At 67.5% G+C, this 18,066-nt stretch carries 17 protein-coding genes; 9 read left to right on the top strand and 8 right to left on the bottom strand.

Annotation, left to right across the window (positions count from 1 at the left end; genetic code table 11):
- Positions 1-30 precede the first annotated feature (30 nt).
- From C0481_RS01840 to C0481_RS01830, 3 genes are read right to left on the bottom strand one after another with little or no spacing between them, the layout of a single operon-like run.
- Positions 31-1,206 (bottom strand): class I SAM-dependent methyltransferase, encoded by a 1,176-nt coding sequence (locus C0481_RS01840; protein ID WP_293400110.1) that lies wholly within the window; start codon positions 1,204-1,206, stop codon positions 31-33.
- Positions 1,207-1,208: 2 nt separating this feature from the next.
- Positions 1,209-2,228 (bottom strand): UDP-glucose 4-epimerase GalE, encoded by a 1,020-nt coding sequence (galE, locus tag C0481_RS01835; RefSeq protein WP_293400108.1) that lies wholly within the window; start codon positions 2,226-2,228, stop codon positions 1,209-1,211.
- Positions 2,218-3,345 (bottom strand): glycosyltransferase family 4 protein, encoded by a 1,128-nt coding sequence (locus C0481_RS01830; protein WP_293400106.1) that lies wholly within the window; start codon positions 3,343-3,345, stop codon positions 2,218-2,220. Before C0481_RS01830 ends, galE begins: the two co-directional genes overlap by 11 nt.
- Positions 3,346-3,448: 103 nt before the next feature.
- Here C0481_RS01830 and C0481_RS01825 point away from each other — a divergent pair, with 103 nt between their 5' ends.
- Positions 3,449-4,519 carry a glycosyltransferase family 2 protein gene (locus tag C0481_RS01825; RefSeq protein WP_293400105.1) on the top strand — a complete coding sequence of 357 codons (1,071 nt, stop codon included), beginning with the start codon at positions 3,449-3,451 and terminating at the stop codon, positions 4,517-4,519.
- Here C0481_RS01825 and C0481_RS01820 read toward each other — a convergent pair.
- Entirely contained in the window at positions 4,512-5,510 is a 999-nt protein-coding gene (locus C0481_RS01820; protein ID WP_293400104.1) for an NAD-dependent epimerase/dehydratase family protein, read from the bottom strand. The genes C0481_RS01825 and C0481_RS01820 overlap by 8 nt on opposite strands.
- Positions 5,511-6,001: 491 nt before the next feature.
- Between C0481_RS01820 and C0481_RS01815 the strand changes: the two genes are divergently transcribed.
- The 7 genes from C0481_RS01815 to C0481_RS01785 are packed head-to-tail and all read left to right on the top strand — an operon-like array spanning position 6,002 to position 12,795.
- Positions 6,002-6,961 (top strand): glycosyltransferase, encoded by a 960-nt coding sequence (locus C0481_RS01815; protein WP_293400102.1) that lies wholly within the window; start codon positions 6,002-6,004, stop codon positions 6,959-6,961.
- Positions 6,958-7,947: a glycosyltransferase gene (locus tag C0481_RS01810; RefSeq protein WP_293400100.1), complete on the top strand. Its 990-nt coding sequence runs from the start codon at positions 6,958-6,960 to the stop codon at positions 7,945-7,947. The genes C0481_RS01815 and C0481_RS01810 overlap by 4 nt, the downstream gene beginning before the upstream one ends.
- Positions 7,944-8,933 carry a Gfo/Idh/MocA family oxidoreductase gene (locus tag C0481_RS01805; RefSeq protein ID WP_293400098.1) on the top strand — a complete coding sequence of 330 codons (990 nt, stop codon included), beginning with the start codon at positions 7,944-7,946 and terminating at the stop codon, positions 8,931-8,933. Before C0481_RS01810 ends, C0481_RS01805 begins: the two co-directional genes overlap by 4 nt.
- Positions 8,930-10,012, top strand: a complete 1,083-nt coding sequence (locus C0481_RS01800; protein WP_293400096.1) for an NAD(P)H-binding protein — start codon at positions 8,930-8,932, stop codon at positions 10,010-10,012. Before C0481_RS01805 ends, C0481_RS01800 begins: the two co-directional genes overlap by 4 nt.
- Before the next feature lie 17 nt (positions 10,013-10,029).
- On the top strand, positions 10,030-10,998 hold the full coding sequence (locus tag C0481_RS01795) for a glycosyltransferase family A protein (RefSeq protein ID WP_293400094.1): 969 nt from the start codon (positions 10,030-10,032) through the stop codon (positions 10,996-10,998).
- A complete protein-coding gene (locus tag C0481_RS01790) occupies positions 10,985-11,857 on the top strand; it encodes a glycosyltransferase family A protein (protein ID WP_293400092.1) in 873 nt (290 codons plus the stop codon). The genes C0481_RS01795 and C0481_RS01790 overlap by 14 nt, the downstream gene beginning before the upstream one ends.
- Positions 11,857-12,795, top strand: a complete 939-nt coding sequence (locus tag C0481_RS01785; RefSeq protein ID WP_293400090.1) for a glycosyltransferase — start codon at positions 11,857-11,859, stop codon at positions 12,793-12,795. Before C0481_RS01790 ends, C0481_RS01785 begins: the two co-directional genes overlap by 1 nt.
- Here C0481_RS01785 and C0481_RS01780 read toward each other — a convergent pair.
- From C0481_RS01780 to C0481_RS01770, 3 genes are read right to left on the bottom strand one after another with little or no spacing between them, the layout of a single operon-like run.
- Complete coding sequence (locus tag C0481_RS01780; RefSeq protein ID WP_293400088.1) at positions 12,792-13,910, bottom strand: glycosyltransferase family A protein; 1,119 nt, start codon at positions 13,908-13,910, stop codon at positions 12,792-12,794. The genes C0481_RS01785 and C0481_RS01780 overlap by 4 nt on opposite strands.
- Positions 13,911-13,929: 19 nt before the next feature.
- Positions 13,930-15,195 carry an ABC transporter ATP-binding protein gene (locus tag C0481_RS01775; protein WP_293400086.1) on the bottom strand — a complete coding sequence of 422 codons (1,266 nt, stop codon included), beginning with the start codon at positions 15,193-15,195 and terminating at the stop codon, positions 13,930-13,932.
- Positions 15,192-16,061 carry an ABC transporter permease gene (locus tag C0481_RS01770; protein WP_293400084.1) on the bottom strand — a complete coding sequence of 290 codons (870 nt, stop codon included), beginning with the start codon at positions 16,059-16,061 and terminating at the stop codon, positions 15,192-15,194. Before C0481_RS01770 ends, C0481_RS01775 begins: the two co-directional genes overlap by 4 nt.
- A gap of 209 nt (positions 16,062-16,270) precedes the next feature.
- On the opposite strand from C0481_RS01770, the gene C0481_RS01765 reads away from it, so the two are divergent.
- Complete coding sequence (locus C0481_RS01765) at positions 16,271-16,942, top strand: methyltransferase domain-containing protein (protein ID WP_293400082.1); 672 nt, start codon at positions 16,271-16,273, stop codon at positions 16,940-16,942.
- On the opposite strand, the gene C0481_RS01760 is transcribed toward C0481_RS01765, so the two are convergent.
- Positions 16,939-17,928 carry a polysaccharide deacetylase family protein gene (locus C0481_RS01760; RefSeq protein WP_293400080.1) on the bottom strand — a complete coding sequence of 330 codons (990 nt, stop codon included), beginning with the start codon at positions 17,926-17,928 and terminating at the stop codon, positions 16,939-16,941. The genes C0481_RS01765 and C0481_RS01760 overlap by 4 nt on opposite strands.
- Between the last annotated feature and the right edge of the window lie 138 nt (positions 17,929-18,066).

The raw sequence follows: 18,066 nt of genomic DNA, 5'->3' as shown, positions 1-18,066 counted from the left end.
TCAGGCCTGGCAATGCGCGGAAGCGGGCCGCTAGACTTTACGCAGCCAGAAAGATGCCCCGTAGAGGTTCAGGCCGGCGAGCGGGCCGCCATGGAACAGATCGGCGGCGTACGCGGCGAGCGCCGGGTCCTGGCCGGCGTACCAGGCGGGGAACAGGATCTCGAAGGCGTTCGCGCCAAACAGGAGCGCCGCCGCCAACAGGTACTGTTCGTTCCAGAGCCGCTCGACATGGCCGCCGATGTAATCGTCGGGGAGGTAGATGTCGTGGATCTGGACGATCACCCCCGGCTTCAATCGCGGCAGGATGTCGAGGAAGAAGGCGGTGACGTCCGAGCCTTGGAAGGCGCGGTGGGAGGAGTCCAGGAAGAAGATGTCGCCGGGCTCGAGCACGTCGAACATCGCCGGATCGCAGGTTTCCAGCGGCTTGCGCAGAACCTGATCGCAGAGGGCGTCGATTTCGTTGCGCGGCTGCGGGTCGATTGAGATCAGCTTGGTCTTCAGGCCGTAGCGGCGGACGGCCCTGTGGGCGAACTTGGTCGAGACGCCCGAGCCGATCTCGACGAAGCGGCTGGGATTGGACTGACGCAGCATCGCGGTGAGGACCATGCCGTCCAGCGGTGGAAACCAGCCGTTCAACCAGAATGGTTCGGCGGAATCGTAGTGGCCGTTCCAGGCGATGTCGGCGAAATCGGCCTGGATCTCGGCGACGGCGGCGAGCTGCCGCGCATAGGTCTCGCGCTGGGCGTCGATCAGCTCGAACAGGCGCGAGTGCGGGGGCCGACCGGCGCCGTAGCGCACGGTGGCGCGATAGGGATAGTCGGAGAGCTTGAACTCATGCACGCCCCGTTCGGTCGCGAAAGCGATGTCGGCTGGCGGCGTCGTGGGCGGGCCATGCACGGCGCGGCCGTAGGCCTCGGCGGCCTCGTCGGAGGCGCCCATCCGGTGCAGGGCCGCGGCCAGGTCGCCCCAGGCCTTGGGCGGAGTGTCCGGATCGGCGGTCGCCTGTCGCAGCAGCTCAACGCCTTCGTCCCGGCGACCGAGCTTGAAGAGCGTCACGCCCAGGAAGCGTTGGGCGTGCGGGTGATCGGGCGTCTCGGCCAGCATCTGGCGGAAGATCTGCTCGGCATGGTGCAGGAAGTGCTCGCGGAGCCGAAGGATCCCGAGTTGCAGCAGTCGCTCCAACCTTGGGATATCTGACTCGGCCATGCTCAAATCCTGCGCCGATCCAGCTCCTGCTCCCAGCGCAGGGCGTCGGCGACGATGACGGACAGTTCGTCGAACCGCGGCCGCCAGGCGAATTCGGTCCTGATGCGCTCGTTGTCGGCGATCACCGAGCCGAGGTCTCCTGGCCGGCGGCCGCCGACGACATAGGGAATCTGGCGGCCGGCGGCGACGCTGACCGCGCCGACCACGTCGAGCACCGAATGGCCGCGCCCATAGCCGCAGTTGAGCACGTGGCTGGCGCCAGGCTCGTCGAGCAGCCGCTGCAGCGCCAGAATGTGGACCGCGGCCAGATCGCTGACATGGATGTAGTCGCGCACCCCGGTGCCGTCGTGGGTGGCGAAGTCGTCGCCATGGACGATCAGGGCTTCGCGCTTGCCCACCGCCACCTCGACGGCGGCCTTCATCAGGTGGGTGGCGCCGATGCCGGACGGGCCGGCCCGGCCGAGCGCGTCCGCGCCGGCCACATTGAAGTAGCGCAATGCGCAGTAGTTGAAGTCCGCCTTGGCGGCGGCCAGGTCAGCCAGCATCCGCTCGGTCATGAGCTTTGAACGGCCGTAGGGCGTTTCGGGTTCGACACGATCACGTTCGGTCACCGGTCGCTCGGGCGTGACGCCGTAGACGGCGGCGGTGGAGGAGAAGACGAAATGACGGACGCCTTCGCCGGTCACGCTCTCCAGCAGCGAGCGGCTGGCGGCGGTGTTGTTGCGATAGTACTTCAGCGGATCGGCGACTGACTCCGGGGCGACCGTGGAGCCGGCGAAGTGCAGCACCCCGCCGATGGCGTGCTCGCGAATGGTCCGTCTGACCAGGGCGTCGTCGTCGATGGCCCCTTCGACGAAGCTGGCGCGGGGATCGACGGCCCAGCGAAAGCCGGTGACCAGGTTGTCGATGACGACGGTGGGATAACCCGCGTCGAGCAGCTCCAGGACGGCGTGGCTGCCGATGTAGCCGGCGCCGCCCGTGACCAAGATGGCGGGCTTGGCCCGGCCGACGTCAATCGCCATTGACCTTCCTCCCCAGGGCGCGAATTTCCGCCTCGACCCTCGCGCCCCAGACGTTCCAGCGCAGACGATCTTCGAACGCCGCGCGCGCGGCGCGGGTCATGGCGAGATAACGGGGCTCGTCGGCCCAGATCTCCCGGATGCCGGCGACGTAGTTCCCGACCTCGGCGTCGGGTCCGAACAGCAGACCGTTCGAGCCGTTCTGAACGATAGCGCTGACCCCGCCGGTGTCGCGGGCGACCGAGGGCAGGCTGAAGGCGCAGGCCTCGCAATAGACCAGCCCAAAGGCCTCCTGCCGGCTGGGCATGAAGAGGAAGGACGAGGTGCGGAAGAGACTCTCGAGTTGAGCGGCCTGCTCCGGATCGGTCTTGCTGAGGTGGCCGTAATGGACGACGCCCTCGACGCCGAAGGTCTCCGCCGGCTTGCAGCCGACGATGTGCAGCTCGGCGTCGCCGATGTGGCGGCGCAGTTCTTGGAACACCTGCAGCACCAGGGCGCCGCCCTTGCGCGGCCAGTCGTAGCCGACGAAGAGAAGCTTGAGTTTGTCGCCCTGCGAGGCGCGTTCGTAGGCTATCGGTTCGACGTCGAAGTTCGCGCCCAGCGGCGCGACTCCGAAACGCTCGGTCGGGACGTCGTAGTACTCGGCCGCCGACCGCGCCGCCCAGTCGGAGGTCAGCATGATCGGCTGGTTGCGGTTGATCAGGTGCCGCTGCAGGGCGTTGCCGATGCGCCGGGTGCGCCCGTTGAGCGGGCGATACTTCGGATAGTAGTCGACCAGCGGGCCGAACAGGGCGTCGGCGACGTGAATCACGGGCCACTTGGGATCGATGTAGGCGACCTTGTGGGCCGCGCCGATCGAGACCACGGCGTCGGCGTCGGTCTCGGTCAGACGCTTGTCGAGCCAATGGCCGAAGGCGCGGGTGACCACCGGTTCGCGCGAGACCAGCACGCCGAGCGCCGCCAGGCTGGAGGCGTAGCGCAGGCTTTCATCCAGCCGCGGGGTGTCGATCACGGTCAGATCGTTGAACCGCCGGCTCAGTTCGCGCAGCGCATAGTAGGGTATGCCGCTCCATGACGAGCGGTTGAAGGGACTACCTAGCGAGACAAAGGCGATACGCACAATGACTCCCGGTCACCAGCACATTGGCTCTAGGCCGAAGGCTACCAAAGGTATTTGAATAGTGTAGTTCGAATTCTGCACGTTTTCACCGCGAAGTTGGATCATGCCGAACCTGATTTCTGTCGTCGTGCCGGCCTACAACGCCACCCCGACCCTCGCCGAGACGTTGCAGTCCGTGCTGCGGCAGACCCACGCCGAGCTCGAGGTGATCGTCGTTGACGACGGCTCGAAGGACGGCACGCGCGCCATGGCCGAGTCGATCGCCGCGCGAGACGCCCGCGTACGGGTGATTTCCAAGCCCAATGGCGGGGTCGCGGCGGCGCGCAACACCGGCATCGACGCGGCGCGCGGCGACTTCGTCGCACCGCTGGACGCGGACGATCTCTGGCATCCGGACAAGTTGCGGCTGCAGCTCGAGCGCTTCACGAACGGACCGGCCAGCCTGGGCCTGGTCTACAACTGGTATCGCCGCATCGACACGTCCGGCCGCATCATCGACGCCTCGGCGACGCCGGTGGTCGAGGGCTGGGTGCTGTACCGGCACCTGGACTGGAACTTCGTATCCAACGGCAGCACCCCGTTGATCCGGCGCAGTGCCCTGGACGACCTGCGCTACGAGCCGGGGCTGAATGCGGCCGGCGCCCAGGGGTGCGAGGACTACCTGATCCAGTTGCAGATCGCGCTGAAGCATCAGTTCGCCTGCGTCCCGGCCTATCTGACCGGCTATCGGCGAACCGACGGGGCGATGACCGAGGACGTCGGGCGCATGATCCGCTCGCACATCGCGATGTACCGGGTGCTGTGGCCTGACCTGGACGACACGGCGCGCGGCCTTGCGCGTCGCCGGATGGCGAATTTCTTCGCCGAGTATGCGCGCAATCGCGCCCGGCGCGGCCTGTTCCGCGAGGCGATCGGCGCCGTCGGCGAGGCGTTTGCGCACGACCCGATCGGCGCGCCGCTCAAGCTGGCCGAGCAGGCGCGTCTGACCGCCATCTACCTCAGCCGGCGCGGCGGCGGCGTGGACCGCTTTGTCGATCCACGCCATTTCGACGCCTATTCTGACACCGAGGTCGACACAGCTTGGGACTCGAGGCGCCGGCTTCAACGGTTCAAGAGCCTGGCGGCGCTCGACGCCGCGTACCATCCGCGCATGGTGGAGCGTCCCGCTAGCTAGGGTCCATCAGTAGCGGAGCCGGCGCCAGCGCCAGCACGGTCTTCTGCTGACCGATCTGGAGCTTGAACCATTCGAGGGTGCGGCGAATCCCGTCCTCGTAGGGAATGTCAGCCGACCAGCCAGGAAGCACCTGGTTCATCCGAGTCAGATCCGGCCGGCGATTGGTCGGGTCCTGCGGAACGGGCGGCATGAACTCGATCGACGAGCCTGGCACGAGCTTGGTGATGTATTCGGCGACCTCGAGAACCGAGATCTCGCGGTCGTTGCCGACGTTGAGCGGCCCCGGATAGCTGATCTGGTCACGCCAGAAGTAGCGCTCGAGCGCGTCGATGATGTCGTCGACATAGCCCCAGCTGCGCGACTGCAGGCCGTCGCCATAGACGGTGAGCTTGCCGGTGGTCAGCGCCTGGCCGAGGAAATTTGACACCGCGCGGCCGTCGTCGATCCGCGTGCGCGGGCCATAGACGTTGAACAGCCGCACGATGCGGATATCGATGCCGTAAACGCGGCGGCATTCAAACAGCAGCGACTCTGTGCAGCGCTTGCTCTCGTCGTACGACGAGCGTGGACCGGTGCAGTCGACCGAGCCGCGATAGTGCTCAGGCTGCGGCGAGATCAGCGGATCGCCATAGACTTCCGAGGTGGACGCGAACGAGAAGCGCCCGCCTTTGGCCAGCAGGTTGCGCAGGTTCAGCGCGCCGCCGAGGTTGGCCTGGATGACGCCGACCGGGTCGCGCATGTACCACGGCGGCGAGGCCGGTGAGGCGAGGTGGATGATTTCGTCGAAGCGCTCGGACGTGGAGAAGTGCTCCGCCGGTGCGACCTCGAGGTGCAGGCGCGGGTCCGAGATGTGCTTCAGATTATCCCGCGTGCCGGTCCAAAGATTGTCCACCACGAGGATGCGGTCGACGTCGGACCTCAGCAGGAGGCGATCGATCAGGTGTGAGCCAAGGAAGCCACACCCACCGGCAACGAGTACTGCCTTTCCCACATTCACCCCCAGTTGTGAACGGTAGAGCCAAACACCACCCGACAGTAAGCCGGCTCGACAGCCCGCTGGTTAGGGCAATCGATTTCCCGAAAAGGGGTGGGGCCAAAGGTACGCGGTAATCCGAGACTTATAGACTGTACATTAGTCGATTTACGATCGGATACATCCCGAAAAAAACGTCTTTCTCCGTTTTGGAGAATTCCGATCGAATGCACACCTTAGCCGTCATGGGTTTCTGAGCGGTTGCAGTCGATGTCGATTTTGCGCCGTCTCGACGGAGGCGATTGCCTGGACTCTTCTTCGCCGAACTGTGCGTGAGCGGCGTCTCGGCTCCCATGAAACCCCAATAATCTTTGCCACAAAAATTGGGGTATTTTTTAATATCTCATAGCGAAGATTGCATTCATCGCCGACGCGTGGGGGCGCGCGATAGTCAAGTTTGGTCTGGCTGAGCTGTAGTCGGCTAATCTCATGCATTATCGAGGCGAGATATGACGCATGAATTATCGCGTGGGTTGTCAATTGTAACAAATGGCGACGATGTTGATGTCAGTATTCTTTTAATTACCTATAATCACGCTGATTATATTTCATCTGCTCTTGACGGTGTGTTGGCTCAGCGCACCGATAGGAGGGTCGAAGTGATTGTCAGCGAGGACAGTTCGACGGACGCCACCCGCACGATCCTGGCCCGTTACGCTGAGCGGCATCCGCAGATCCGCATGCTGATGTCTCCGCAAAACTTGCGCTCCAACGAGGTGGTCGCCAGAGCGATCCGGGCTGCGCGGGGCCGTTACATTTGTCTGTTGGACGGCGACGACTACTGGACCGATCACGACAAGGTGCAGCGGCAGGCCGAGATGCTGGACGCCGATCCGGCGCTGTCGGCGGTGTTTCACAACGCCCTGGTCGACGACGGCGAGGGGGCACCGTCGCGGCGGTGGACGCCGGCCGATCAGAAGGCGCGCAGCGACATCGACGACCTCTGGAACGGCAACCCGTTCGCGACCTGCGCTGGGATGATGCGGCGCGAGGCGCTGAGCGAGCTGGGCGACTGGTACGCGGGCTTTTTCCCGATCACGGACTGGCCGCTCTACATCCTCTGCGCAGCGTGGGGGCCGATCGCGTTCGTGGACGAGCCGATCGGCGGATACCGCCTGCACTCGGGCGGGATGTTCTCGTCGCTGCCGGGCCAGGAAAAGCTCGATCGCATCGAGGGATTTTACCGGCGCATGCGGGCGGTCTCGCCGCCGAGCCAGCAGCGCGCCGCTCGCGGCGGCGCGAGCCGCTACTTCTTCGAGTGGGCCGAGGTCTACGCCGAGCGTGGCGAGACCGCGATGGCCCGCGACTGTCTCTGGCGGGCGCTGCGCGCCGGCGGCGCCCGCCAGTTAAGCCCGCGCAGCTTGCTGCGCGTAACCCGGCGCGTGTGGGGGAGCGGAGAAAGACGATGAACAACTCCCTTCAGCGCGCGCAGATCGAACCGATCATGGACAATCTGCCAAGACCGGACTGGTCGGTGATGATCCCGACCTACGACTGCGCCGGCTATCTGGCCGAGACTCTGCGCAGCGTGCTCGACCAGGCGCCCGGTCCCGAGGACATGCAGATCGAGGTCGTCGACGACGGCTCGACCGACGATCCCGAGGCGGTGGTTCGCGCGGTCGGCGGCGACCGCGTGAGTTTCTATCGGCAGCCGAGCAACGTCGGGCACATCCTCAACTTTGCGACCTGCCTGAGCCGCGCGCGGGGGCGCTATGTGCACCTGTTGCATGGCGACGACCGTGTCGAGCCCGGCTTCTACGAAGCCCTGCAGCAAGGCTTCGAGAGTTCTCCGGATATCGGAGCGGCCTTCTGCCGACACAGATACATCGACGGTGACGGGAAGGAACTCTCCATACCGGATCCTGAGCAACCGAGGGCCGGCGTTCTGACCGCCGGGGTGGAGCGGCTGGCCGAGGAGCAGCGGATCATGACGCCGTCGATCACGGTCCGGCGAGAGGTCTATGAGGAGTTGGGAGGCTTCGATCCCCGGCTGGTCTGCTCAGAGGACTGGGAGATGTGGGTGCGCATCGCCGCGCGCTATCCCGTCTGGTACGAGCCGGAGGTGCTGGCCGGCTACCGGATGCACGAGGAGTCGAACACCGGGCGTCACTTCCGCATGGCCGAAGAGCTTGGTTACACGCGGCGCGCCATCGAGATGTTCACGCCCTATCTGCCGCCGAACCGGGCGCGGGACATCGCCCGTCGGGCTCGGTCGACCTATGCCGACACGGCCCTCAACAATGCTCGCAGGTTCGCGCGCAGCGGAGATCGGCAGGGGATGCAGGCGCATTTGCTGGAAGCGGTCAGGATGAGCGCGACGCCAGGCGTTCTGCGGCAGGCGGCGCGTATCGCCCTGAGCGGCGGCTTCGTGGCCGGTGACGCGGAAGCTGCATGATCCGCATCGGATTGTCGGGATGCGGCGCGGTCAGCGCGCGCTACTACGCGCCCGCGCTGATCGCGCTGGAAGCCGCCGGCGAGGCTCGGCTCGTCGCTGTCTTCGATCCCGACGTCGCGGCCAGGCAGGCGATTTGCGATCGCCTGCCTGGCGCGCGCCCGTGCGCCAGCTACGAGGAGCTGCTGGACGCGGGGCTTGACCTGGTCCTGGTCGCCTCGCCGCCGCGCCGCCATGCCGAGCAGGTGCTGGCCGCGCTGGCCCGGGGGCTGGCGGTTCACTGTGAGAAGCCGCTGGCGATGTCGGGGGAAGAGGCGGCGACGATGATCGCCGCCGCGCAGACCGCCGGCCGCCCCCTGACCGAGGGGCTGATGCGCCGGCAGTTCCCCTCTGTGCGGGCCATCGCCGATCTTCTGCGCCGCCGGGCGATCGGGGAGCTGATGTCGGTGGAGGTCTTCGAGGGCGGCCCGTTCGATTGGCCGGTCAGTTCACCGGGCTATTTCAGCCGCGCCGAGAGCGGCGGGGGCGTGCTGCGCGACCTTGGCCCGCACGTGTTCGACTTGTTGATCGGCTGGCTTGGGGAGCCGCAGCTGGTCGCGTACGCCGACGACCGCCGCGGCGGCGTCGAGGCCAATGCGCGCGTCGAGCTCGACTTCGCCGGCGTGCCGGCGAAGATCCGTCTCAGCCGCGACTGGGCGCGGCCTAATCGCTTCGTCTTTCACGGAGCGTCCGGCAACATCGCCTGGACGCCGTACGAGACTGACCGTCTCGAGCTGAGCCTGGACGGTCAGTCCGCGGCGCTGGTCCTGGATGGCGCCGGTGAGTTTCAGGACGCCTTCACCGCGCAGCTGCGCGCCGCGATCGCCGGACCGGGCGGGGCCGGTCGAGGGGCGGAGCCGGGTCTCGCCGCCCTGCGGCTGATCGATGTCTGCTACGGGCGTCGCCAGCCGATGGCCGAGCCGTGGATCGACGCCGGAGTCAGGCCATGACCTGCATCGCCATCCTCGGCGCCAACGGGTTCGTCGGCAATCGCGCCGTCGAAATGCTGCACCTGTCGGGCCAGGCCCAGGTGCGTCCAATCGTGCGCCGCGCCAGCGCCGCGGCGTTGCCGCGCCGGTTCGATCTCGATGTTCGGGTGGCCGATGCGGGTGACCGCGTAGCGCTGGCCGCCGCGCTGCAAGGTTGCGACGTGGTCGTCTCGGCGGTGGCGGGCGATCCGCAGACCATCGTCGGCGCCGTCGAGCCGGTCTATCGCGCGGCGCAGGACGCCGGCGTTCGGCGGCTGATCTATCTGAGCAGCGCTTCAGTCCACGGCCAGGCGCCCGCCGCCGGCGTCGACGAGGACAGCGTCCTCAACGATCGCCAACCGATGGCCTACAACAACGCCAAGGTCCAGGCCGAGCGCTTGCTGGCCGACCTGCGGCGCGGCGGCGCGGTGGAGACCGTGGTGCTGCGCCCGGGCATCGTGTTCGGGCCGCGCTCGCAGTGGGTCGGCGGCTGGGCCGACGAACTGCTGGCGGGAGACGCCTATGTCGTCGAGGGCGCGCGCGGCGCCTGCAACTCCATCTATGTCGACAACCTTGTCCACGCGATCGGGCTGGCGGCGATCTCAGGACAGGCGGACGGGCGGACCTATCTGCTGGGCGATCGCGAACAGCCGTCCTGGCGCGATCTCTATGGCCCGGTCGCCGCGGCGCTGGGCGTCGATCTGGACGTCCTGCCGGACCTGCCGGCGTCAGCGGCGGCCGTGCCGGCGCCGCCCTCACGCCTGGAGCGGCTGCGGCGCTCGCCGCTGGCTAAAGGACTGGCGGGTGGACTGCCGCGGCCGGTTCGCGTGGGGATCGGCGCGGGATTGAAGTCGTATCGCGCGCGTCGTGGTCCGCCAGCGATCGCCGGCCGCGGTCCCGAAGTGTCGCTGGAGAGGGCCATGCTGCAAACCGGTACGGTCTGGCTTCCTTGGGCGCGCGCCGAGGTGGAACTTGGTTACGTTCCTGTCGTATCGTTCGATGAAGGGCTGCGCCGTTCGGTCGCGTGGCTCGAGTACGCAGGGTATCCGGTCGTTTTGTAAGAGGACAGGGTGGGGCGATGTCTGCCAGCGTAGCCGTGATCATACCGACCTATAATCACGCGCACTACTTAGCCGCAGCAATCGAGAGCGCGCTCGGCCAGACGGCGCCGCCGAGCGAAGTGATCGTCGTCGATGATGGGTCGCGCGACGACCCGGCGGCGGTGACGGCGGCCTATCCGTCCGTGAAGCTGATCCGCCAGGTGAACCAGGGCCTGTCGGCGGCGCGCAACACCGGCATGCGCGCGGCCAGCAGCGAGTACCTCGTCTTCCTCGATGCGGACGACCAGTTGATGCCCGACGCGCTGGCTAAACAGCTGGAGTTGTTCGCGCAGCATCCCGACTGCGGCATGGTCTATGGCTCGTATTGTTACGTCGACGCCGTGACCCGGCAGATCACCCCGGTGAGCCTGTTCCCGCCGGGCGAGGACCCGTTCGCGACCTTCCTGCGCTGCAACTGCATCGGCATGCATGCGACGGTGATGTATCGCGCCGATCGGCTGGAGGCGGTGGGCGCATTCGACGCCTCGCTGCGCGCCTGCGAGGACTACGACACCTATTTGCGCATGTCGCGCGACTACGCGATCGCCGCCCGTCCTGAGATGATGGCCGAGTACTGGCAGCACGATCAGAACATGTCGCGCGACACCGCGATGATGCTTCGCTCGGTGCTCGGCGTCGTGCGGCGCTATCGGGCCGCGGCCGATGAGCGGCCCGAGTGGCAGGTGGCCGTGCGCGATGGCGAAGCGCGTTGGATCCGCTTCTACTCCGACACCTGGCTGATGAATCTGCTGGCGAACCGCAAGGCGGCGGGGCTCGCGCCGTTGATGCGGCAGGCCATCGGGATCACCCGGATCGCGCCGCGCGCCCTCCCGGCCAGCGCCGCCCGTATGGCGATCTCCAACGCGCGCGAAGGCCTGCGCTCGGCGCGCTCGGCCTTCCGCCGACGGCGAGCGCAGCGGGCGGGAGGTCCGAATGGCCCCGCCTAGGGTCAGCGTCATCATCATCGTCTACGACGGCGAGACCTACCTGGCCGAAGCGATCGAGAGCGTGCTGGCCCAGACCTGGCCGGACTACGAACTGCTCGTCGTCGATGACGGATCGCGCGACGGCAGCCGCGAGCTGACCCAGAGCTACGTGGACGCGTATCCGCAGCGCGTGCGGCTGCTGCGCCACCCCGGCGGCGTCAATCGGGGGATGAGCGCGACGCGCAATCTGGGCTTGGCCCATGCGCAGGGCGAATTGGTCGCGTTCCTCGACGCGGACGACGTCTGGGCGCCGGGCAAGCTCGCCGAGCAGGTTGCGATCCTCGACGAGCAGCCCGAGGCCGGGATGGTCTACGGGCGGGCGCTGATCTGGAACGCTTGGCGGCCCGACGCCGCCGAAGAGGATTTCGTCTACGATCTCGGCGTAGAGCCCGGCCAACTTTACCGGCCGCCGCATCTGTTTCACCTGCAGCTGAAGAACGTCTACCAGACGCCCACCTCGAGCGGCTCGCTGCTGCGCAAGTCGCTGGTCGACGGGGTCGGCGGCTTCGAGGCCGCCTTCAAGGGCATGTTCGAGGACCAGGTGTTCTACGCCAAGGCCCTGCTGGCCGCGCCGACCTATGTCGGCGACGCGGTGTGGTTCAAGTATCGGCAGCATCCGCAGAGCGCGACCGCAGAGTCTGCGGCCGCGGGCGCGGACGACCGGGCGAGGCTGCGCTATCTCGGCTGGCTGTCGCGCTACCTGACCGCACAGAAGGCTGATCCGCAGGCGCGCCTAGCCGTGAGGAGCACGATCGCCGACTTGCGGCTGAGGATGGCCAAGAATGTCGTCAGGCGCCTGCTGGGCAAGGCGCCCCGCTAATGGCCGAAGTGTCGGTGATCACCCCGTTCCTCAACGCCGAAGCCTATCTCGAGCAGGCGATCGCCTCGGTGCAGGCCCAGACCTTCGGCGACTGGGAGCTGTTGCTGGTTGACGACGGCTCGAGCGACGCCAGTCCGCAGATGGCGGCGGCCGCCGCGGCCGCCGATCCTCGCATCCGTGTCGTGGCGCCCGATCCCGCCCGGCGCGGCGCGGCCGCCGCGCGCAACCGCGGCATGGACGCCGCACGCGGACGCTTCATCGCCTTTCTCGACGCCGACGATCTGTTCGAACCGACCAAGCTCGCCTTCGAGCTCGCGATGCTGGAGCGCGCGCCGCAGGCGGCGTGGGTCTACGGGCCGACGCTCTGGTGGTGGGAGGGCGAGAACCCCCGGACCTGGACCGAGACCATGCGCCGCTTCGCCGGCCGGACGCATCCGGCCCCGGCGCTGTTCAACGCCGTGCTGCTGGGTCAACAGGGCGACGTGCCCTGCACCTGCGCGGTGATGATCCGCCGCTCGGCCATCGAGGAGGTCGGCGGGTTCGAGGAACAGTTCGCGCTCTATGAGGACCAGAGCCTCTGGGCCAAGCTGCTGCTGCGCTATCCGGTCTATGTCGCCGACAAGTTCCAGTCCCGCTATCGCCAGCACCCGGATTCGACGTCGAACAAGGCCACCGAGGGCGGCGACTATGACCGCTATCGCCCGCATGCCGCGCGGATCGAATTCCTGCGCTGGGCGGCCGAGCACGCCCGGACGCATGGGTTGATGACGCCGCAGACTGAGCGGGCCTTCCGCCTGGCCTTCGCGCCCTACGATCTGCCGGAGTGGCCGCTGGGCCCCGGGGACCACATCGCCCTGGCGACGCGGCGGGCGTCGGAGGCGGCCGTGCGCGCGCGCCGCACCGTCAGGCGGTCCCTGCGCGGTATGGTCGGCCGCTAGGTCCGGCGCGAGCCGGTCAGGTAGAAGCCGAGACCGGAGAGATAGCCGCGGATCTCGAGGTCGAGGAAGCGGTCGCGGGGCTGCGAACGGCGCAGGGCGCGCCGCCCATAGCGCACCGGCAAGCTGAGGAACGCGCGGCGCAGGTCGCCGGGTCGGCCGGTTCGTTCGAACTGGACCAGCAGCGCCGCCGAGTGGCCGCGCATGTAGCTGAACAGCTGCCGGGCCAGGCCCTCGTCAGAGGCGCGGTGATAGTGGAAGGCGACCGAGGAAGGCTCGTAGCGGCAGACATAGCCATGGGCGAGCAGTCGGTGCCAGAACTCGGAGTCGCCGGAACAGCCGGCCCGGCCGACGTCCAGCCGCTCGTCGAACAGGCCGGCCGTGGCGAAGACCTGGCGGCGGAAGGCCATGCTGGCGCCGGCGCCGATATCCCAGGCCGGAAAGGCCCGCCGCTCGGCCTTGAAGGCTTCGGGCGTGTAGTCCTTGGGCTCGTAGCCGCGCGCGAAGCTCCAATAGGTCTCGAAGTGCAGTTGGGCGGGCGTCGCCAACTCGGCCGGGAGCACCAGCCCCGTCACCGCCCCGACCTCGGGCGCGTCGAACGCCGCCACCAGGTTCTGCAGCCAGTTCTGGTGCAGCAGGACGTCGTCGTCGGTGTATGCGACGATCTCGCCGCGGGCGGTCGCTGCGCCTGTGTTGCGGGCATAGTCGAGGCCGGGCCGATCTTCACGGACATAGACCACGCCGGCGTCCTGCGCGGCCGTACGGGTGGCGTCGCCGGCCGAGGCGTTGTCGACGACGATCACCTCCAGCGGGCGAAGAGTCTGGGCCGGCAGCGAGGCCAGGCAGCGGCGAAGCTCTTCTGGGCGGTCACGTGTACAGATGACCACGCTCACCGGCGGCGGAGCGGGTGGAAGGCGAGGCGGGGCTCGGCGCGCGGGCGGCGGAGAGCGGCGGGTGACTCCGTCGCTGCCCGTCAGCGACTGGCCGACGGGCAGGCCCTGGTCCCAGAAGACGGTCATCGCCGCCGCGGGATCCGGCTCGGCCGACAGCGGGCGATGGCTGACGCCGGGCGTGGCGACGCCGGGACCTAGGAGGTCGCTGGAAAGCGGGCTGTTCACCGTCGGCGGGCCGGCGGGATCAGGCGATCACGGCCGGCGCAGCTTCAGCGCGCCATTCGAACCGGGGGCGCAGGACGCCTTCCCATTCGCCGTACCAGCCGTCGCGGTCGCGGTCGCTGTCGAGGATCTCGAAGGTCATGGCGTCGGGCAGGTCGAGCACCTCCTCGCCGCCTTGTAACAGGGTCACGTGAAGCCGGTACTCGTCGGCGTTCAGCAGGTCGGCGGGGATCATGCAGCTGATCCGGTGGCGTCCCGGGGTCTGGGCCCAGGTCGATTTCGAGCTGCTGATGAAGAAGACCACGACACCGCTGCGGTTGAGGACCCGGATGTCGAAGCGCAGCGGCTGCGAGCCGCCGGTCCACTCGTAGTCGAAGGCGATCTGGAACGGGGTGTGGATGTCGACGTGATGCCGGCGGTCGGCGTCGAACGAGATCGCCTGGATCGCGTGGATCTTGGTCGAACCGCCGGTCGGGGCGTCTTCGGGCGACCAGAGGCGGACGCCCGAGGGGCCCTCGGCGCCCGCGCGAAGGTAGGCGTTCAGGACGTCGTGCGTGCGCCCGTCGGCGGCGACCTTGCCGCCCTGCAGCAGGATCGCACGCGGGCAGAGCGACTGAACGGCAGTGATGTTGTGGCTGACGAACAGCACGGTGCGGCCGTCGTGCGCCATCTCGCCCATGCGCGCCAGGCACTTCTGCTGGAAGCCGATGTCCCCGACTGCGAGTACTTCGTCGATCAGCAGGATGTCGGTCTCCAGGTGCGCGGCCACCGCGAAGGCCAGGCGCGTGTACATGCCGCTGGAGTAGCGCTTGACCGGGGTGTCGATGAAGTCGGCGACCTCGGCGAAGGCGACGATCTCATCGAACTTTCGGGCGATCTGCTGGCGCGACATGCCCAGGATGGCGCCGTTGAGGAAGACGTTGTCGCGGCCGGAGAGCTCAGGGTGGAAGCCGGTTCCGACTTCGAGCAGCGAGCCGACGTGGCCGCGGAAGCGGACCTCGCCGGAGGTAGGTTCGGTGATCTGCGAGAGGATCTTCAGCAGCGTGCTCTTGCCGGCCCCGTTCTTGCCGACGACCCCAACGATCTCGCCGCGCTTGATGTCGAAGGAGACCCCCTTCAGCGCCCAGAAGTCCTCCGGCCGCGGGCGCTGTTCGCCGCGTAGCAGTTCGGGCAGGCGTTTGACGCCCTGGGAGATCGTCTGGCGCAGGTTCGTCGAGCCGGCCCCGCCCAAGCGATAGCGCTTGGTGAGGTCGTCGACCTTAATCGCCCATGGCCGCTCGTTCTTCATATGATGTCCGCGAAGCTGCTCTCGATCCGTCGGAAGACGAAGAGACCAATGATCAGCATGACCAACGCGCTGGCGGTGGACAGGGCGACCAGATCAAACGGGAATGGGCCGGTGTTCAGCATGGCCCAGCGATAGCCCTCGACGACGCCGGTCATCGGGTTGAGGCCCAGCAGCAAGCGCCACTTCTCCGGGGCCATGCTGGCCGGATAGGCGACCGGGGTGGCGAACATCCAAAGCTGGACCAGCAGCGGCATCATCTGGCGCACGTCGCGAAACCGGACGTTGATCGCCGCGAACCCGGCGCCGACGCCGACGGTGGCGATGATCGCCAGCAGGGTGAAGGGGATGACGAACACCACCTTCCAGGACGGCCAGACGCCGTAGAAGGCTAGCATCGCGATCAGGAATGCGAAGGAGATGGCTAGGTCGGCCAGGCCGCGGACCACCGCGGCGATTGGCAGGATCAGGCGCGGGAAGTAGACCTTCTCGATCAGCTGGGTGTTGCCGATCAGGCTGTTCACGGCGCCGGTCACCGCCTGGCTGAAATAGGTCCAGATGACCAGGGCGGTGAAGCTGAACAGCGGATAGGGGACGCCGTCCGACGGCAGCTTGGCCAGCTTGCCGAACACGACCGTGAACACGACCATGGTCGCCAATGGCTGAATGATCGCCCAGGCGCTGCCGAGGATGGTCTGCTGATAGCGGACCTTGAGGTCGCGCCAGACGAGGAACATCAGCAGGTCGCGATAGAGGAGCAGTTCGCCGAGATTGAGCGAGCGCCAGCCGCTGGTCGGACGCACGACCGTCTCACGCAGCAGGTGCGGGGCGGGCGCCTCTTGGTTCGGGACTACGGCGCTGTCAGCCATGTCGTTACGAACTCCTTCGCGGTTCCCGAGCATTGGCCGGACTGGGGGTCCACATCAAGACTCCAGTTGCCAAGGCATTGACCATGACCGATGCTTAGGGAGTGTTAATATTGAAGCGCGATAGTCAATTGCTGCTTCGCTATTGAGAACTTTCCCCGCCGCTTTTGAGGAATGCTGTGTTGACCGACAGCCGCCGGCGCCATGCCTTGATGTCGAAAATCGACCGCCGCATCGGCGCGGGCCTGTTCTTGAGGTTCCTCAGCACGGAGCCGGTGAGCCGGGAATTTGGTTACGATCGCGGTACGCCGGTCGATCGATACTATGTCGAAAACTTCCTGGCGCGGCAGTCCAGTGAAATCCGCGGGCGGGCGCTGGAGATCGGCGATGCCGCCTATTGCCGACGCTTCGGCGGCGCGCAGATCACGCAGCAGGAAGTCCTGCACATCAATCCCGGCAATCCGGAAGCGACCATCGTCGGGGACATCACTGTGCCCGGAGTGCTGCCCGAGGCGGGGCTCGACTGCATCGTGCTGACCCAGACCCTGCACCTGATCTACGACATGAAGGCCGCGGTCGAGGGCATGCGCCGCGGGCTGAAGCCCGGCGGCGTGGCGCTGGTGACGGTTCCGGGCATCAGTCCGGTGGCTGAGGACGAGTGGGGCGCGACCTGGTACTGGTCGCTGACGACGCTGGCGGCCACGCGGCTGTTCGGAGACGTCTTCGGCCCGGAGAACATCGAGGTCGAGACGTTTGGCAACGCCTACGCCGCGACGACCTTCCTGCAGGGGCTGGCTCACGAAGAGGTCAGCAAGCGCAAGCTCGACGTCGTCGACGACCGCTATCCGGTGATCATCACCATCAAGGCGCGCCGCGCCGCCTAGGCGCTGAGCGCTGCGCTCAACCGCCGGGCCGGCCAGTCGCCGACCTGCAGCCTAGGCAGGCGCAGGTGATTGGCGCCCTTGCGCACCACGTCGGCGTCGGTGGTGACGGCGACGGCGAACCCCGCCTCGCGGACGACGTCGACGGTCACGTCGCTGTAGTCGCCAAACGGATAGGCGAACGTCGAGGGCGTCGCGCCCAGCAGTTCGGCGCAGACCTCGCGGCTGGTCTCGATCTCCGTGCGCTGTTCCTCGCGGCTGAGCTCGCTGAGCGCCGGGTGGTTCACCGAGTGCGCCCCGAAGCTGATCACGCCCTCGGCGGCCAGAGTCTGAATTTCCTGGCGGGTCATGCTGCGATGGCTGGACCGGCGGGCCACGGGCATGTCGTGACGCAGTGCGAGATCGGCCAGTAGCGCCCGGCGCTCGACGGGGTCGAGCAGGCGCATCGCTTGCCACAGCGCCTTGTAGGCGGCCTGGCGCTGCGGGTTGGGCGCGTGAAGGTCGCCGGCCGGGCCGAGGTCGAAGGTGTGGCGCCTGCCGTCGATCTCGACATCCATCGACGTGACCGGAGCGCCGACGACGATGCGTTCCAGGTCGTCCCACCAGTATTCATGGTCGGCCGAGATCGCGCTGGTGGCCAGGAAGACCGTCGCTGGCAGGCCGTGGGCGGCCAGCAGGGGCGCGGCGTTGAGGCCGTTGCAGGCGTAGCCGTCGTCGAAGGTGATGGCGATGGCGTCGCGGGGCAGGTCGCCGCGGGCGTGGCGCTCGGCGAACTCGACCAGCGGCAGCACCGTGCGGCGGCGCTTGAGCCAGGCGAGCTGTTCGTCGAAGTGGGCCGGGGTGACGGCCAGTTCCCAGGGGTCGTACCCCGGATCGTTGACCCGGTGGTACATCAGGATCGCGGGCCCGGCGGGCAGGCCGAAGGTGCGGCGGCCGGCGGCCTTGAGGCGATCCCTGACCTTGCGCGCGATACGTCTGATCTTCGACATCCGGTGTCATTCCCCAGCACAGCGATGCTAGCTGGCGAATTAAACGCCCAAATGCCTTAGTTGAGAATGAAGTTCGCGCCGGCCTCGCGCCGCGCGCAAAAGAAAACGGCCCGGAGCGTGAGCTCCGGGCCGTTCCCT

It is taken from the genome of Phenylobacterium sp. (assembly GCF_013822795.1).
Lineage (GTDB): Bacteria > Pseudomonadota > Alphaproteobacteria > Caulobacterales > Caulobacteraceae > Phenylobacterium.
The sequence above is the reverse complement of the archived record's forward strand: the minus strand, read 5'-3'. Positions and strand labels throughout refer to the sequence as shown.

Excerpts from the sequence above, each read along its gene's own strand:
- C0481_RS01840 (WP_293400110.1), bottom strand. The coding sequence starts at position 1,206 with ATGGCCGAGTCAGATATCCCAAGGTTGGAGCGACTGCTGCAACTCGGG.
- galE (WP_293400108.1), bottom strand. The coding sequence starts at position 2,228 with ATGGCGATTGACGTCGGCCGGGCCAAGCCCGCCATCTTGGTCACGGGC.
- C0481_RS01825 (WP_293400105.1), top strand. The coding sequence starts at position 3,449 with ATGCCGAACCTGATTTCTGTCGTCGTGCCGGCCTACAACGCCACCCCG.
- C0481_RS01815 (WP_293400102.1), top strand. The coding sequence starts at position 6,002 with ATGACGCATGAATTATCGCGTGGGTTGTCAATTGTAACAAATGGCGAC.
- C0481_RS01810 (WP_293400100.1), top strand. The coding sequence starts at position 6,958 with ATGAACAACTCCCTTCAGCGCGCGCAGATCGAACCGATCATGGACAAT.
- C0481_RS01805 (WP_293400098.1), top strand. The coding sequence starts at position 7,944 with ATGATCCGCATCGGATTGTCGGGATGCGGCGCGGTCAGCGCGCGCTAC.
- C0481_RS01800 (WP_293400096.1), top strand. The coding sequence starts at position 8,930 with ATGACCTGCATCGCCATCCTCGGCGCCAACGGGTTCGTCGGCAATCGC.
- C0481_RS01795 (WP_293400094.1), top strand. The coding sequence starts at position 10,030 with ATGTCTGCCAGCGTAGCCGTGATCATACCGACCTATAATCACGCGCAC.
- C0481_RS01790 (WP_293400092.1), top strand. The coding sequence starts at position 10,985 with ATGGCCCCGCCTAGGGTCAGCGTCATCATCATCGTCTACGACGGCGAG.
- C0481_RS01785 (WP_293400090.1), top strand. The coding sequence starts at position 11,857 with ATGGCCGAAGTGTCGGTGATCACCCCGTTCCTCAACGCCGAAGCCTAT.
- C0481_RS01775 (WP_293400086.1), bottom strand. The coding sequence starts at position 15,195 with ATGAAGAACGAGCGGCCATGGGCGATTAAGGTCGACGACCTCACCAAG.
- C0481_RS01770 (WP_293400084.1), bottom strand. The coding sequence starts at position 16,061 with ATGGCTGACAGCGCCGTAGTCCCGAACCAAGAGGCGCCCGCCCCGCAC.
- C0481_RS01765 (WP_293400082.1), top strand. The coding sequence starts at position 16,271 with ATGTCGAAAATCGACCGCCGCATCGGCGCGGGCCTGTTCTTGAGGTTC.
- C0481_RS01760 (WP_293400080.1), bottom strand. The coding sequence starts at position 17,928 with ATGTCGAAGATCAGACGTATCGCGCGCAAGGTCAGGGATCGCCTCAAG.